The sequence below is a fragment of the Pedobacter sp. UBA4863 genome (genome assembly GCF_002399615.1).
Classification (GTDB): Bacteria; Bacteroidota; Bacteroidia; order Sphingobacteriales; family Sphingobacteriaceae; genus Pedobacter.
Genome location: NZ_DHDZ01000028.1, coordinates 99,117 through 114,505, shown reverse-complemented (window position 1 = coordinate 114,505; position 15,389 = coordinate 99,117). Strand labels below are relative to the sequence as shown.

13 protein-coding genes are annotated in these 15,389 nt (G+C 37.6%); 8 read left to right on the top strand and 5 right to left on the bottom strand.

Annotated features, from left to right (window positions below):
• Positions 1 to 214 precede the first annotated feature (214 nt).
• On the top strand, positions 215 to 2,647 hold the full coding sequence (locus B3I52_RS05355; protein ID WP_293299407.1) for a TonB-dependent receptor domain-containing protein: 2,433 nt from the start codon (positions 215 to 217) through the stop codon (positions 2,645 to 2,647).
• 178 nt (positions 2,648 to 2,825) lie between these two features.
• Here the strand turns inward: B3I52_RS05355 and B3I52_RS05350 are convergent, their stop codons facing one another.
• The 3 genes from B3I52_RS05350 to B3I52_RS05340 are packed head-to-tail and all read right to left on the bottom strand — an operon-like array spanning position 2,826 to position 6,071.
• Positions 2,826 to 4,169 (bottom strand): deoxyguanosinetriphosphate triphosphohydrolase, encoded by a 1,344-nt coding sequence (locus tag B3I52_RS05350; RefSeq protein WP_293299406.1) that lies wholly within the window; start codon positions 4,167 to 4,169, stop codon positions 2,826 to 2,828.
• 55 nt (positions 4,170 to 4,224) lie between these two features.
• Complete coding sequence (locus B3I52_RS05345) at positions 4,225 to 5,088, bottom strand: patatin-like phospholipase family protein (protein WP_293299405.1); 864 nt, start codon at positions 5,086 to 5,088, stop codon at positions 4,225 to 4,227.
• The gene (locus tag B3I52_RS05340; RefSeq protein ID WP_293299404.1) at positions 5,085 to 6,071 is read right to left on the bottom strand and encodes an alpha/beta hydrolase; all 987 of its coding nucleotides are present in this window, start codon (positions 6,069 to 6,071) and stop codon (positions 5,085 to 5,087) included. The genes B3I52_RS05345 and B3I52_RS05340 overlap by 4 nt, the downstream gene beginning before the upstream one ends.
• Before the next feature lie 69 nt (positions 6,072 to 6,140).
• Between B3I52_RS05340 and B3I52_RS05335 the strand changes: the two genes are divergently transcribed.
• Positions 6,141 to 7,112 (top strand): polyprenyl synthetase family protein, encoded by a 972-nt coding sequence (locus tag B3I52_RS05335; RefSeq protein WP_293299403.1) that lies wholly within the window; start codon positions 6,141 to 6,143, stop codon positions 7,110 to 7,112.
• Positions 7,112 to 8,158, top strand: coding sequence for a TerC family protein (locus B3I52_RS05330; RefSeq protein WP_293299402.1), 1,047 nt, complete (start codon positions 7,112 to 7,114; stop codon positions 8,156 to 8,158). The genes B3I52_RS05335 and B3I52_RS05330 overlap by 1 nt, the downstream gene beginning before the upstream one ends.
• A 160-nt stretch (positions 8,159 to 8,318) precedes the next feature.
• Here B3I52_RS05330 and ruvC read toward each other — a convergent pair whose 3' ends face one another.
• Positions 8,319 to 8,885, bottom strand: a complete 567-nt coding sequence (ruvC, locus tag B3I52_RS05325; protein ID WP_293299401.1) for a crossover junction endodeoxyribonuclease RuvC — start codon at positions 8,883 to 8,885, stop codon at positions 8,319 to 8,321.
• A 109-nt stretch (positions 8,886 to 8,994) separates the two neighbouring features.
• Between ruvC and B3I52_RS05320 the strand changes: the two genes are divergently transcribed.
• Genes B3I52_RS05320 through B3I52_RS05310 form a run of 3 tightly spaced genes read left to right on the top strand, consistent with a single transcriptional unit; the run spans position 8,995 to position 12,170 of the window.
• Complete coding sequence (locus B3I52_RS05320) at positions 8,995 to 9,972, top strand: hypothetical protein (RefSeq protein ID WP_293299400.1); 978 nt, start codon at positions 8,995 to 8,997, stop codon at positions 9,970 to 9,972.
• Complete coding sequence (locus B3I52_RS05315; protein ID WP_293299399.1) at positions 9,950 to 11,080, top strand: glycosyltransferase family 2 protein; 1,131 nt, start codon at positions 9,950 to 9,952, stop codon at positions 11,078 to 11,080. Before B3I52_RS05320 ends, B3I52_RS05315 begins: the two co-directional genes overlap by 23 nt.
• A gap of 1 nt (position 11,081) precedes the next feature.
• The gene (locus B3I52_RS05310; RefSeq protein WP_293299398.1) at positions 11,082 to 12,170 is read left to right on the top strand and encodes an ABC transporter permease; all 1,089 of its coding nucleotides are present in this window, start codon (positions 11,082 to 11,084) and stop codon (positions 12,168 to 12,170) included.
• A gap of 7 nt (positions 12,171 to 12,177) precedes the next feature.
• Here B3I52_RS05310 and B3I52_RS05305 read toward each other — a convergent pair whose 3' ends face one another.
• Positions 12,178 to 13,308: an ATP-binding protein gene (locus B3I52_RS05305; protein ID WP_293299397.1), complete on the bottom strand. Its 1,131-nt coding sequence runs from the start codon at positions 13,306 to 13,308 to the stop codon at positions 12,178 to 12,180.
• Between the two features lie 201 nt (positions 13,309 to 13,509).
• Here B3I52_RS05305 and B3I52_RS05300 point away from each other — a divergent pair, with 201 nt between their 5' ends.
• Positions 13,510 to 14,109 (top strand): ribonuclease HII, encoded by a 600-nt coding sequence (locus B3I52_RS05300; protein ID WP_293299396.1) that lies wholly within the window; start codon positions 13,510 to 13,512, stop codon positions 14,107 to 14,109.
• A gap of 1 nt (position 14,110) precedes the next feature.
• Positions 14,111 to 15,313 carry a glycosyltransferase family 4 protein gene (locus tag B3I52_RS05295; RefSeq protein WP_293299395.1) on the top strand — a complete coding sequence of 401 codons (1,203 nt, stop codon included), beginning with the start codon at positions 14,111 to 14,113 and terminating at the stop codon, positions 15,311 to 15,313.
• The last annotated feature ends 76 nt before the right edge of the window (positions 15,314 to 15,389 follow it).

Here is a 15,389-nt window from a genome sequence, read left to right as displayed (position 1 = left end):
CGTCGAAATGGCGGAAATCATAATAGCCTAATCCCAGATGAGTTTTGTATTCATTTGGGATTTTTCTTTTTGCCCCAAACCATTCGCCGCTAAAAAAATGCAATTCACCGAGGGTTTACTGCAAATGATAAAAAAATGCTTCAATGCCCTTGTAACAAAATATACCTTTGAAAGACTAATACGTACAAACAACACAAAGAAATTATTAACTCTGATGAAAAAACTACTACTAATCTGTTTCACTCTACTAACGGTAATCACTGCAAAAGCACAATTCCCAATGATGGGCGGAGGCAATGCAGCTCCAAAAGTGACTGGGCGTATATCAGCAACAATTATCGATTCGTTAACTAAACAACCCGTAGAATATGCTACGGTTTCGGTTATCAATACAAAAACTAATAAAGCCGTAAATGGCGGTTTAACCGATGCAAAAGGTAAAGTAACCATAGCTAATATTGCACCTGGAACATATAAACTGGTAGTTGGTTTTATTGGCTACACTTCTAAAACTGTGTTAGCTACCACTACGCCAGAAAAGCCAGATAATAACTTAGGCGATGTGTATTTGGCAGGTAGTGCAAGTACTTTATCAGAAGTAACCATTGAAGGTAAAAAGAACGTAATAGAGAATAAGATTGACCGTATGGTTTACAACGCAGAGGCTGATGCAACCAATGCTGGTGGCGATGCTACTGACGTGATGCGTAAGGTGCCCATGCTTTCGGTAGATATTAACGGTAATGTACAGTTACGTGGTAGTGCCGTTAGGGTTTTAATTAACGGCAAACCATCGGGCACTATGGCCAACAGTGTGGGCGATGCTTTGAAAATGATTCCGGCCGATCAAATTAAAAATGTAGAGGTGATTACCAATCCGTCGGCAAAATACGAAGCTGAAGGTTCTGGAGGTATCATCAATATTATTACCAAGAAAAGTAATGCCGAAGGTGTAAGCGGTTCGGTAAATGCTGCTGCGGGCACTCGCTCTAATACTGGAGCATTTAATTTAACAGCAAAAACGGGTCGTTTTAGCGCCAATACTGCCTTTGGTGGTATGTATGCCTTTCCACAAGAATCGAAAGTGGTTTTCTATAATAAATTGCCAGGAAGCGAAGTTTTACAGGATGGAACGTCTGAATGGAGTAGAGAAATGTACAATGGTAGCCTAGGTTTAGATTACGATTTTAACGCCTACAACAATATCAGCACCAATGCAAAGTACAACAGGTTTTATAATGGCGGCCCGGGTACTTCTTTAATTACAACTACTGCAGGTGGTGCCACGGTTAATGGTACTAATATCAGCACTACTGATATGACCAATAACAACTTAGATTGGAACTTAGATTACAGACGTACCAGCAAAAAACAGGGCGAAGAATTTTCGGTATCGGGCCAGTTAACACAAGGTAGAAATGCCAATGATTTTACCAACGATTTTACTTCCAGTTTAATTGCCAATAACAAATACACGGCTAGTACCAATTTAGGAAAGAACAAAGAATATACCGTGCAAACAGATTATGTGTATCCGTTTTCTAAATCGGTAATTTTTGAAGTAGGAGGAAAAGGTATTTTTAGAAATATCGAAAGTGAATATGGTAAGGGGTCGGGTAAAATCTTTGATTACAATCAAAACGTGGCGGCAGCTTATTCTACTATAGCATTTGATTTGACAAAGAAAATTAAGTTTAAAGGAGGTTTACGTAGTGAATATACCGCTATAAAATATAACGATGCTTTGGGCAACCCTGTAGATAACGATTACCTTAACTTGTTTCCAAGTGCAGTTTTATCGCAAACCATTAACGGAAAAACTACCATTAAATTGGCTTACAATAAAAGAGTACAGCGTCCAAGTTTGGCTTACTTAAATCCATTTTACAACGAATCTAATCCGGTAAACTCTTTTCAAGGTAACCCACACTTAGATCCAGAGTTAAGTCACAATGTGGAGCTTGGTTATTCTACTTTTATTAAAGGTTCCATGATTAATGCGTCTTTATTCTACAGAAATACCAGAAATATTATTGAAAACATTATTAAGGAAGATGCGGCAAACGGAATTACTTTAACCACTTTTGACAACGTAGGTAATACCCAAAGTTTTGGTGCTAACTTTTTTGCATCGTATAATCCAACCCCAAAATGGACTTTAATGACTAATATTAGCGTAAATACTTACGATATTAGAAAAGCCGCTGGAGCAACCGAAGGTATGCACGAAGGTACTTACTTAAATTATAATTACTTCTTGCGCTCGGCAACTTCTTTTAAAGGTGGTTGGAATTTAGAGTTATTTGGCGTAGCTACTTCGCCGCGTTATACCTACCAAAGTAAAAGCGAACCCATGTATTTTTATGGTGGTGCTGTGAAAAAAGACATCATGAAAAAACAAGGTACTATTGGTATCAATGTTTTAAACCCAATAAGTAGAGATTTGCATATAGAAACGGTAAGTAAGGCAGGTGCTACTTATCAAACTCAAAATATTTACTATCCAATTCGTTCTATCGGTTTAAACTTTAGCTACAAATTTGGTAAGCTTAAATTTACCGAGAAAAAGAAAATCAAAAATGACGACATTAAGCAAGAGCAGCAACAAGGCGGCGGGCAAATGGGTGGCATTGGACAAGGGAAATAGGTAAAAAGTATAAAGTTTTAAATAAAAAAGGATCGATGCGTAAAGTATCGATCCTTTTTTGTTTCATTTCATTGCGAAGGAAATTTATCTCAAGGTCTGTTAGCTTACATTTAAACGCTAAAACTTACGTTAACTTTAACCAGCTTTTAACTTTCTTACTTTTAATTTTTGACTTTTTTTACGCTGATGGAAACGAAATCCCTTTAATTTTCCCGTAAAGTTCTACAGCATATAAATCTGTCATGCCCGATACAAAGTCTAACACACTTTGTACACGCGAATACAGATCTTCTTTTTCGGTATGAAACTGTTTTGGGATTAGCTTTACCAGCTTTTTATAATAATGACTATCGTTATTTACCAAAGCAGGTACAAATTCTTCTAACAAGCCTGCCATTACTTTATAGCCCGATACTTCCTTTTGTATTACCGATTGATAGTTGTAGATTTTCTCTACCGATATTTTTTCAATCTTCTTCCAAGCATTCAGTAAATCGGTAGGTAAGGTGTCTGTTAAACTCTGATTGAAGGTGCCACTTAAAATAGCGGTTTGCTCTTCGTAAAAGATGCGAGAGCATTGGTGTATTAAAGTGCTAATGGCTTTTGCTCTTAGTAAACTCACTTTTGCGTCATCATCTTCAAGGTCGTTTTGTAACCTTTCTTCCAAAGTTTCGCTATTGCAAAGTGGTAAAAGCAGATTTTTAACTTCGTCGAAACTTAAGATTTGCAAACGATGGGCGTCTTCCAAATCGATAATGCCATAGCAAATATCGTCGGCCGCTTCCACCAAATAGCTCAAGGGGTGGCGGAAATAACCCAATGGACTTTCGCTGTCTGAAATCATGCCAAGTTCGTTCGCAATTTTTCTAAAAATCTCCTTTTCTGATTGAAAAAAGCCATATTTTTTGCGGTGCAATTGTGATTTGTCTCCTCCAATAATCGATTCGCAAGGGTACTTGCCTATAGCCGCTAAAGTAGAGTAGGTGAGTGCATAAGCGCCATTTCCCTTGCCTTCAAACGGATAGGTAAGAATACGAATAGCATTGGCATTTCCCTCAAATTTGCTGAAGTCTTTTTTCTGTTCTTCGATGAGTTTATCCAAATATTCTTTTCCATCGCCATTGGTAAAATACCTAGAAATAGCTGCTTCGCCAGAGTGGCCAAAAGCCGGATTACCTAAGTCGTGCGCCAAAGCTGCTGCGGCTACAATATTGCCAACCTCGCTCATTAAAGGCACTTCGGTATCAATATTAGGATTGTCTTTTTTTATGCTGTTGTAAAAGATACGACCCAACGAACGGCCAACACTGGCTACTTCCAAGCTATGTGTTAAACGGTTGTGTACAAAAACACTACCTGGTAAAGGGAAAACTTGTGTTTTGTTCTGCAGCCTTCTAAAAGGCGAAGAAAAAATTAACCTGTCATAGTCTATTTGAAATTGCGATCTGGCTTCGTCGTTGTCTTTAGCTATTTTTTCTTCGTTTCCCCAACGCTTTGCCGAAAGCAATTTTTTCCATTCCATCATATAAAAAAGCGGTATTCTTAAGTTATGGGCAAATGTACGGTTTCATAGCTATTTATGCACTAGCTTTATTGCTTGCAGGTAGTTTGTTTTTCGTGTTTTCGTATGCCTTTTTGCCCATCGTAATTAAGTGTGCAGATTTATGGAAATCGAAAGTTCCACAAGCATTTCGAGGAATTTCTACTACCAAATCTGGTTGATAATGCGCTATGGTTAATTCTGTAAGTCTATCTTGGGTAAAATCGTAGGAAGTGTTCATCAAATCAAAAAAAGAAATTTTTGGCACATCGTTCTTGTTGCCATTGTTCCAGTATTTTTGAAGCCAGTTCTTACTTTTCTCCCTAGCTTCCTCTTTTGCGGCCAAGGGTTCGTTTTTTCCGTTTATATTAACCGCAACGGTAATGCAATCTTCCCGTTTTTTGATAAGTCCAATAGGTAGCGGGTTTAGCACACCGCCATCAACCAATACGGTATGGTTGTTTATGATGGGGGTAAATACTCCGGGGATAGAAATACTGGCTCGTAGGGCTGTAAACAAATCGCCAGATTGGTAGTGTACTTCTTCCATGTGTAGCATATCTGTAGCCACAGCGGTAAAAGGGATCTTCAAGTTTTCAATTTGCTGATCGCCAGTAATTTTCGCAATTATCGTCCATATTTTTTCGCCTTTTACAAATCCCCTGCTGTTAAAAGTAAAATCTACCAAACTAAAAACATTACTCCTAGTTAGCGTAGCTAGCCAATCTTTATACTCGCCCAAAAAACCTGCGCAGTATAAGCCACCAACAACAGCACCCATAGAACAGCCAACTACTTCGCAAATTTCATATCCATCTTTTTCTAAACTTTCAATTACACCAATGTGTGCAAGCCCTCTGGCACCGCCGCTACCTAAAACTAATTGTACTTTTTTCTTCATTTACTGAATATATGTTTTCTTGCAAATTCGTTCATTGTCTTTTCTACACTGGGTATATCTTTAGAGGTGATGTAAGAACCTATAACATGGTTGCCTGTATTTGGTAGGGCCAATTTCTCTTTCTTAGCGGCTGGTGTGCCCAGCTCATCAAACATTTTAAGCATAGCTGATACCTTTACCACTGGATCTTGTTCTTTTTCGTTTTTGTAGTAGTAAAGCAGCAAGGTAGGTTGTTTTACTTTTTTAAACAGCGATGGGGTCATGGTGCTTTCCAATAGCTCTTGTAATTGTACTACAGATTCTAAACGGTAATGGCTATACCAATATTTCTTGTAAATGGGTGTTTTGCCATCTAAAACACGTTCGTCGCCACCGCTAACCATACGTGCAATTTGCAAGCCCCAAGGATTATTTAGAAGCCATGCCTTATCATCATTAATGGCAATGTTAGGAGACAACAGTACCAAACTATGTATTTCGGGATAGGCAGCGGCGAGCTGTAAAGCCAAAGTTCCGCCAGTAGAAGTACCTACTAAAATCACTTTTTTGCCGATTTTTTTACCGATAACTAAAGCTTCTTTTGCGGTTTCCCAAAGTTTGTCGGCTGTAAAATATTGCATAGGTGCAATGGTGTCTATACCATGATCTGCCAACCGAGCTAAATAAAGATTGGCTTTTATAGATTTTGCAAAGTTTCGGTGTACTGGATTTCCTTCTTCTTTACTGGCAGAGAAACCGTGAAGATAGACTACGGCATACTCCGTTTGTTGGTGCAGGCTGTCAGCCCAAATAATCTCTGCTTCGTTCCCTGGTTTTAATTGATGCTGTTGCTCTTGCTTAATCACGTAATTTTCTAACGCTTCAATAGTAGGAATGCTAGGTAATTGAGTGCTGTAGGTGGGTTTTTTGGGGCTTGGCCCTAGTAAATAAATGATGATGAGCAGAACAAAAACAATACCTGCAATTTTGATAAAGGTCTTCATGCGAATAGTTTCATTAAAAATACGCTTTTAATAGAAATTCAACTAAGTTTGCAAACACATTTTTGCCAGATGCCCGGAATAGATCATATTAAGCAGCCTATTGCAGCAGAAATTGATGCCTTTGAAATAAAATTCAAAGAATCGATGCACAGCAGTGCACCCCTGCTCAATAGAATTACCCATTATATCGTAAAGCGAAAGGGGAAGCAGATGCGCCCAATGTTTGTGTTTTTTGCGGCCAAGCTTTGTGGTGGCATTGTAGAGTCTACGCATAGGGGGGCAGCTTTGGTAGAATTGTTGCATACGGCCACTTTAGTGCACGACGATGTGGTAGATAATGCCTACGAGCGTCGTGGCTTTTTTTCGATCAATGCACTTTGGAAAAATAAAATAGCCGTTTTGGTAGGCGATTATCTGCTCTCGAAAGGTTTGCTACTTTCTGTAAACAACAATGAATTTCAATTGTTGAAGATTGTATCTGAGGCGGTACAGCAAATGAGCGAGGGCGAGCTATTGCAGGTAGAAAAGGTACGCAGAATGGATATTAGTGAGGAGTTGTATTTTAACGTTATCCGCCAAAAAACGGCATCGTTAATTGCTTCTTGCTGTGCTTGTGGTGCAGCTTCTTCGGGAGCATCAGAAGAGGATATTGAGAAAATGCGCATGTTTGGAGAATTGGTAGGTATTGCCTTTCAAATTAAAGATGATACGTTTGATTTTGGAACTGATGATGTGGGTAAGCCGTTAGGTATTGATATTAAAGAAAAGAAAGTAACCTTGCCTTTAATATACGCACTAAATAAGGTTGATAAAAGGGAGCGTAAAAGCATCATTAATTTGGTGAAAAACCATAACGACGACCCTAAAAAGATACAACAGATCATCGATTTTGTAAATGCTAACGAAGGCGTACATTATGCCAATCAGAGAATGCTAGAATATCAAAATAAAGCCTTTGCTATTTTAGATACATTTCCAGATGGCGATGCGAAAACAGGCTTGCAACAATTGGTAAAATATACAACAGAACGTAAAAAATAATGTCGCACGAGTTATTATTCATTGGTGGATTTCTTCTATTCATCGTTTTTATTTTAGCACTTGATTTAGGGCTTTTTAGTAAAAGAGAACATGTGGTAAGCCTTAAACAGGCTGGTATCATGAGTTTTGTGATGGTGGTTTTGGCCCTGTCTTTCTATTTGTTATTAATAGTAAAAGGAGATTATTTGCATGGTATTGATAACATGGAGCGTCTTAAGGAAGTCATTAAGGCACATCAGCATCCTATTAGTATCATCCCTGATAATTTTGCAGCCAGTTTACAGTTGTACCGACAAAATCTAGGTATCGAGTTTTTAACAGGTTATGTCATAGAGTATGCGCTTTCGGTAGATAATATTTTTGTAATTGTATTGGTGTTTTCTGCCTTTGCAGTTCCAGAAAAATATTATCACCGCGTATTGTTTTGGGGTATATTGGGCGCAATTATTATGCGCTTTATCTTCATTTTTGCAGGGGCGGCACTTATTAGGGAGTTCGATTGGATTTTGTACGTTTTTGGGGCATTTTTGGTATTTACCGGTATCAAAATGTTTTTTTCTAAAGAGGAAGATGATAAAATAGATACAGAGAAACACCCGGTGGTTAGGTTTGCCAGTAGATTTTTTTCCATACATCCACGTTACGAAGGCAAAAAGTTCTTTCATAAGGTAAACGGAAAAAAACTGATTACTCCGTTGTTTTTGGTTTTATTAATAGTAGAATTTACCGACCTAATTTTTGCGGTAGATTCCATTCCAGCCATATTTGCGGTTACCAAAGATCCATATATTGTGTTCTTTTCTAATATATTCGCTATTATGGGCTTAAGATCGATGTTCTTTTTGTTGGTGAACATCATCCATAAATTCCATTATTTAAAAACTGGGTTGGCATTTTTATTAACCTTTATTGGTGTTAAAATGTTGGGTCATGGACATCTAAAAGCTTGGGGTTTCACTACGGAGCATTCGTTAATTATTATTGTAGGTATATTAGCACTAAGTATTATCGCCTCCTTGGCATTTCCGAAGAAGAAAAAGGTTTAGACTTTTGTCATATTTGTAGATGGAGACTTTGGCAATACAAACGGAAGATGAAGAGCAATCGAGAACAATAAAAGCTATTTTAAAAGCTAAAGCTGAATTGTTTTCTGAGACTTCCGTTGCGCATATCGTTCATTAGACAGGGGTTCCGTACGAGTTGTTTCTACTTCACCCGTTTCTTATTGTCACTTACAAAAGCTTCCCAACCTGTATAAGTTTTGCTTTTACCACCACTGGTAGAAATTTTTTGAAAAGAATGACATACCGCCACAGCTAAACCATCGGTAGCATCTAAAAACTCGGGAGTTTCTTTAAAGTTGAGCAAGCGTTGTAGCATGGCAGCCACCTGTTCTTTGCTTGCAGTTCCGTTGCCAGTAATAGATTGCTTAATTTTTCTAGGAGCATATTCGGTTACAGGGATGTTTTTAGAAAGCGCCGCCGCCATACAAACGCCTTGCGCCCTGCCTAGCTTTAATGTTACTTGAATGTTTTTGCCATAAAAAGGAGCTTCAATAGCTAAGGCATCGGGTTTGTAAGTTTCTATTAAGCCCATTGTCTTTTCAAAAATGCGCTGTAGTTTAATAAAGTGATCGTCTAAGTGATTGAGCTTTACAACGCCTAAGCTTAGTAATTCCATTTTATTTCCTTTTTCTAGAACTAAACCATAGCCCATAATTGCCGTGCCGGGATCAATTCCTAAAATAACACGTTCCTTTTTTTCAACCAACATAGCACAAAAATAGCACTTATTTGTTCAATCTTTTGTTAATCTAAAAATGCCCAATTATTAAGTGCAACTCAAGTTTATTAAGCATATTTGCATAAACAAAAGCAAAATTTTGACCTTCAGCTATAAAAAAATACTAGCCACCTTTATAAAAGTTGCCATTGTGGCTTTTGCTTTTTGGTTCATTTATAATAAGCTTACCAAGCATAACGATCTTAAAGAATTTATCAAACTGTTGGGGAACATTCCTAGTCAACAGATTTGGGCGGTGCTAGGCAGTATCTTTGTACTGATGCTGTGTAACTGGGGCCTAGAGGCCGCGAAATGGAAGCAACTCATTGCTAGGGTAGAGCAAATTAGTTTATGGCGAGCAATAGAATCTGTTTTTTGTGGTTTAACTTGGGCTGTTTTTACACCTAATAGATTGGGCGAATATGGCGGGAGAGTGTTCTTTTTATCGCCGAAAAGAAGAATTATTGGTGTAGTAGCCATGACCGTAGGAAACATTGGCCAATTAGTGCTTACCAATGTATTTGGCGCCATTGCGGTTTGCGTTTTTGTACATCGGTTTATTCCTATCGAACCTGTTTTTCAAGCCGCCATTTGTGGGGTGGCATTGGTGTTTGCTTTGTTTTTCATCATCTTTTATTTTAATATTAAATGGCTTAACAGCTTATTGCTGTCGATGAAATATACGCGTAAATACGAGAGGTTTTACGCTGTTTTAGCCCGCTACGAAAAGAAAGAACTCCTTAAAATTCTATTATTCTGTTTAGCCAGATATGCTGTTTTCACCACCCAATATATCATCGTGTTTTTATGGCTGATACCTGAATTGCATATGACAGATATTTTAATGTTGGTGCCAATTCTGTTTTTTGTACAATCTACATTGCCATCCTTAGATTTGTTAGATATTGGCATTCGGAGTGTTACAGCACTGTTTTTCTTTAAGTATGTAACCAATCAAAATACGGCAGTGGTAGCGTGTATTGCAAGCATTTGGCTCATTAATATTATAATTCCTGCTATCTTAGGTTCATATTTTGTATTTAAACTCAATTTCTTTGGAAATACTCAACGCAATTAATTACTTCTCGGCTTTTTTAACACTAATGTATGTGTTGGTAGTAATTACATTTATTGTAGGTTGGTTTAAAATTAAGACCTATAAAAAAAATGCTAAACAACCCGAAGTAGTTGTTTCTGTAATTATCGCAGCTCGCAACGAAGAAGATAAAATTGCAAAAACAATAGACGATATTTTAGCGCAAAGCTATCCCAAAACTCTATTTGAGCTTATTGTTATCGATGATCATTCTACAGATTGCACTGCAGAAATTGTAAAATCTTACGATGGGGTTAAGCTAATTCAGCTCAATGAAAACAAGGCCCTAAACTCCTACAAGAAAATGGCCATCCAAACAGCTATTGGGCAAGCCACAGGAGATTTAATTGTAGCTACCGATGCCGATTGCCGCATGGGCACAGAATGGTTAATTACTATTGTGAATTACTACGAAACTACGGGCTGTAAAATGATTTCATCGCCTGTGGCCTATTTTGAAGAAAAGAGTTTTTTTGAAAGTGCACAAACCTTAGAGTTTGCTTATCTAATTGGTTTGGGTGCATCTACCATTGGCAATAAAAACCCAAGTACCTGCAATGGTGCAAATTTGGCCTATGAGAAAAAAGCTTTTTTTGAGGTAGGTGGCTTTAAAGGAATTGATGATTTAGCTTCTGGAGACGATGAACTGCTGTTGCATAAAATGGCAGCCATTTATGGAGATAAAATAGGCTTCCTTAAAAATAGAGAAGCCGTGGTTTATACCCATGCTAAGGCAACCTTGGGCGAATTTATTCAACAACGCAAACGTTGGGCATCAAAAAGTACCCGTTACAAAGAAAAATCGGTAATTATTTTAGGTGTAAGCATTTGGTTGTTTAACCTTAGCATTATTGTAAATGCCCTGCTGTCTGTTTTCTTTCCAATAGCATTGCCTTTTTTAATTTTTCAATTGGTGGCCAAACTGTTGGTAGAATTTGTTTTCCTTAATAATGTGATGGCTTTTTTTAAAAGAAAAGCATTGTTGTTATGGCTGCCTATATTGAATGTGTTGCATGTCATCTACATTGTTTATATTGGCATTGCCGGAAATTCGGGTAAATACAATTGGAAAGGTAGAATGGTAAAATAAGATGGCAAAAACAACGCAATCTGCTAAAGTTTGGAAAAAGTTTAAACGCAATACGTTGGCATTAATTGGCCTTGTATTTATAGTTTTAATGGTAATGGTTGGGGTGCTGGGCTATTTAATTACACCAGATCAAACACCTTATGCCAATACCATGCACCTTCAACTAACCAATAAAAAGCCTGGCAGAACATTTCAGTTCCTGGTTATAAGTAGAACCAAAGGTGTTGAAAAAGTAGGTGTGTTAGAAAAAATGCGCTATGGCCAGGAGACCGATTTTAAAAGTATTCCCATTACCTCTTATCGTGTGCAAGGAAATAAGGTTTTTGCCAAAGAGTACATTGGCGACGACGAACAGGCCGAAGAAGAAGCTTATCCCTTGGTGTCTGGAAAAAATACTTACGAGCAAACCTTTTATCTTGGTACAGATATGTACGGCAGAGATTTGCTAAGCCGATTAATTCTTGGGGTACGGGTTTCGCTTTCGGTAGGTTTAATGGCCGTACTTATTTCCATGTTTATTGGAGTAGGCTTAGGAGCTATTGCAGGTTATTTTGGAGGGAAAATAGATGCTGCCATCAGTTGGTTTATGAATGTAATTTGGTCTTTGCCTTCGCTGCTTTTGGTTATTGCCATCTCATTTGCGTTGGGTAAAGGCTTTTGGCAAATTTTTATTGCCGTAGGTTTAAGTACATGGGTAGATGTTGCTCGCTTGGTGCGTGGACAGGTAATGGCCCTAAAACAAGTAGAATTTGTTGAAGCTGCTAAAGCACTAGGTTTTTCTAATGTAAGAATTATTGTGAAACATATTTTGCCAAACATTGCCGGTCCTATTTTGGTGGTGGCCTCGGCTAATTTTGCTTCGGCCATTTTATTAGAAACAGGTTTAAGTTTCTTGGGTTTTGGAGCACAGCCGCCTATGCCAAGTTGGGGCACCATGATAAAAGAACATTACGGGTACATTATTATGGATGCGGCTTATTTAGCGGTATTGCCTGGTTTGGCCATTATGCTTACCGTTTATGCTTTTAATTTAATTGCCATTGGCCTTCGCGATGCCTTTGATGTAAAAGGACAGAATACAAACGTGTAGCTTGCCGTTAAGTAATAAAATCGAGATAATTATCCTGGTCAATAACTTCGAAACTGGCATTAGGATAAGCTTTTGCAAACTCAGTAGGTATTTTGGTTTTTAAAGATTTCCACTTGTACTCAAAAGCCGATAAGTTTTCATTAATATCTTCTATGCGGTCAATCTCCTGTTTGTTGTGTGTTCTCCAAAAATAATCGAGTACATGCTTTTCTTTGTAATGTAATGCCTTTATGCGTTCGCTATTAAGATAATTTTCCCAAAGTTTGCCTATATCATCACGCATATTTATTGGGTTAAATGAATTGATTATCGCATTGCGAATGCCATTATCAACAAAAAACCACTTTTTCATTTTGGTAATTTCGTTATCTCTATTTCTGCTAAACCCACTAACGCTGTAAATAATAAATACTTTGCTAAATAAATCAAGGTATTTTTCTACCGTATTTTTACTGATTTGCAAATCTCTACCTAGGCCTTCTAATGATATTTCGCTACCCGTTCTAAAAGCAATCATTTGTAGCAAGGCCACAATCTTATCTCTTTTTTTTATGCCTTCAAACGCTAAAATATCTCTTAGTAGTTGGTTATGTGCTAGTTCTTTCAAGTAAGCTATTTTATCATCTTTGTTTGTAATGTTGCTTAGCTCGGGGTACGAGCCAAAAATCAATCTTTCTTCTAAATTACTTTTAGTAGCCAAATAGTTTTCTTGCTTTGAAAATTCCATTTGTGCAATAGGGTAAAGATGCAAGGTACTCATACGTCCTAATAAAGGTTCTCCAACTTGGTTGTTTATTTCAAAAGCCGAAGAACCTGTAATTAGTACTTTTATTTCTGGTATGGTATCCACCATCAGTTTTAGTTTTTTGCCAATATTGGGTATTTCTTGTGCTTCGTCAATAATAAGTACCTGGGTGTCGCCAAGCAGTCGTTTAAAATTGGCGGTACTTTGTATCGCTAAAAGATTGTGGGTTTCTATGTCATCGCCATTAAGCCACAGTTGTTTTTCGCTAATATTTTTAGAAATGGCGCTAATTAACTCTGTTTTGCCTACTCGCCTTGCCCCCAAAATAGCCACTACCTTATTGGGTTTTAGTTTTTTGAGGATTGTTTTTTCAAGTTCTCTAGGAATGTCCATAAAACAAATATAGGTTTATTTATTGTTTCCGTCAATTAGTTGACGCTATTTATATTGTTTCCGTCAATTAGTTGACGCTATTTGCATTATTTCCGTCAATAAAATTGAATAATTGTTGAGGCATTAAGGCTTTCAATAAAAACATCGGCTTGCCAATTTATTTTGAGGAGATGTAATAAGAAACAATTGTTATTTTTGTGTATGCTGTTAAATTGTTATCAAATAGAACTTGTAGAAGCAGGCTGCGATGAAGCGGGGCGTGGTTGTTTGGCCGGCCCTGTAGTGGCTGCTGCGGTAATTTTACCTAAAGATTTCTACTTGGAAGGTTTAAATGATTCTAAACAATTGTCTCATAAGCAACGCGATGAGCTTAGACCCATTATTGAAGAAAATGCACTAGCTTGGGCGGTGGCTATGGTAGATCACGAAGAAATTGATGAAATTAACATTCTCAATGCTTCTTTTTTGGCAATGCACAGAGCTTTAGATCAGTTAAAAATACGTCCTGAATATTTAGTGATTGATGGGAATAGGTTTAAAGCTTATCAAGATATCAAACATTCGTGCATTGTAAAGGGCGATGGAAAATATTTGAACATCGCGGCAGCTTCTATTTTAGCAAAAACACACAGAGACGAGTATATGGCAGCCCTAGATATAGATTTTCCGGCTTACGATTGGAAGAAAAATAAAGGGTATCCAACTATTGCGCACCGAAACGCTGTTATTAATATAGGTCCATCTCCCTATCACCGAAAAACGTTTAATGTAAGTAATCCGCAACTCACTATAGAATTTTAAGTTGAAAGTACTTTTGCTAAGCCATAGAGTTCCTTTTCCGCCAAATAGCGGCTACCCCATAGTAGTTTACAACACTATAAAGGGTTTACTGAGGCTTGGTGCAGAAATAACGCTGTTTTGTCTTAATAATTCTAAACAATATATTGATGTAGATGATATTTACGATCCTGTATTCGAAAAAATAAATTTTCACTCGTTTACAATAAATGTTGAAGTGAATGTTTGGGATGCCTTTACCAATATCTTTTCTAATCAATCTTATAATGTTTCGCGTTATTTTGACCACAATGCAGAAAAAGTACTTGAAGATTTGCTGAAAGAGCAAGAATTTGATGTTGTTCAGTTTGAGGGATTGTTTGTAATTCCTTATTTAGATGCCGTTAAAGCGCATAGTAAGGCAAAATTGGTATATAGGGTACACCAAATAGAGTACGATGTTTGGGAACGGTTGGCAATTAGAGAGCGTTTTACACCTCGCCGAACTTATTTAGAATTTCTTTCGCGAAGGCTTAAAGCTTACGAAATGGAGCAGATTAATCGTTTTCATCAGGTTTTTGCCATTAGTAATCCCGATAGACAAAAATTATTGTTAATGGGTTGCGAAACAAGGTTAGATGTTTTTCCTGTTGCCTTAGATCTTGAAAAATATAAGATAGATACTTCCAAAACCAGTTTCCCTACTTTGTTTCATTTAGGCGCAATGGACTGGCGGCCAAATAAGGAAGGTTTAGAGTGGTTTTTGGACGAGATTTGGCCAGATATTGAAGAACTAAGCGGCGAACTTCGCTTTTACATTGCGGGCAAGCATATGCAAAAGCAATTTTTTGATTATGATTCTGATAACCTTATTGTAGAAGGAGAGGTGTTTGATGCGGTAGAGTTTATCAATAGCAAGGCAATTATGATTGTGCCCTTGCTGTCGGGCAGTGGTATGCGGGTGAAAATTATTGAAGGCATGGCCATGCAGAAGTGTATTATAGCTACTACCATGGCAGCCGAAGGAATAAATTGTAAGCACGGCAGAGATATTCTGATTGCAGATACCCCAGATGAATTTTACCGTTACATTTTAAAATGTATAACGCAGCCTAAAAAATGGCAAGAAATAGGTGAGAATGCTCGTAAAACCGCAGAAAAACACCATGAAATTAATGCTAATGCAAAGCGGATGATGGACATTTATAGGGAGTTGGTGAGTGTTTAACAATTTTAAATTAGTGATTGGTTAGAATTAGCCAAGAACTAACAGTTTGTTGTTATTCCGAGGGGGGCATAGCAAC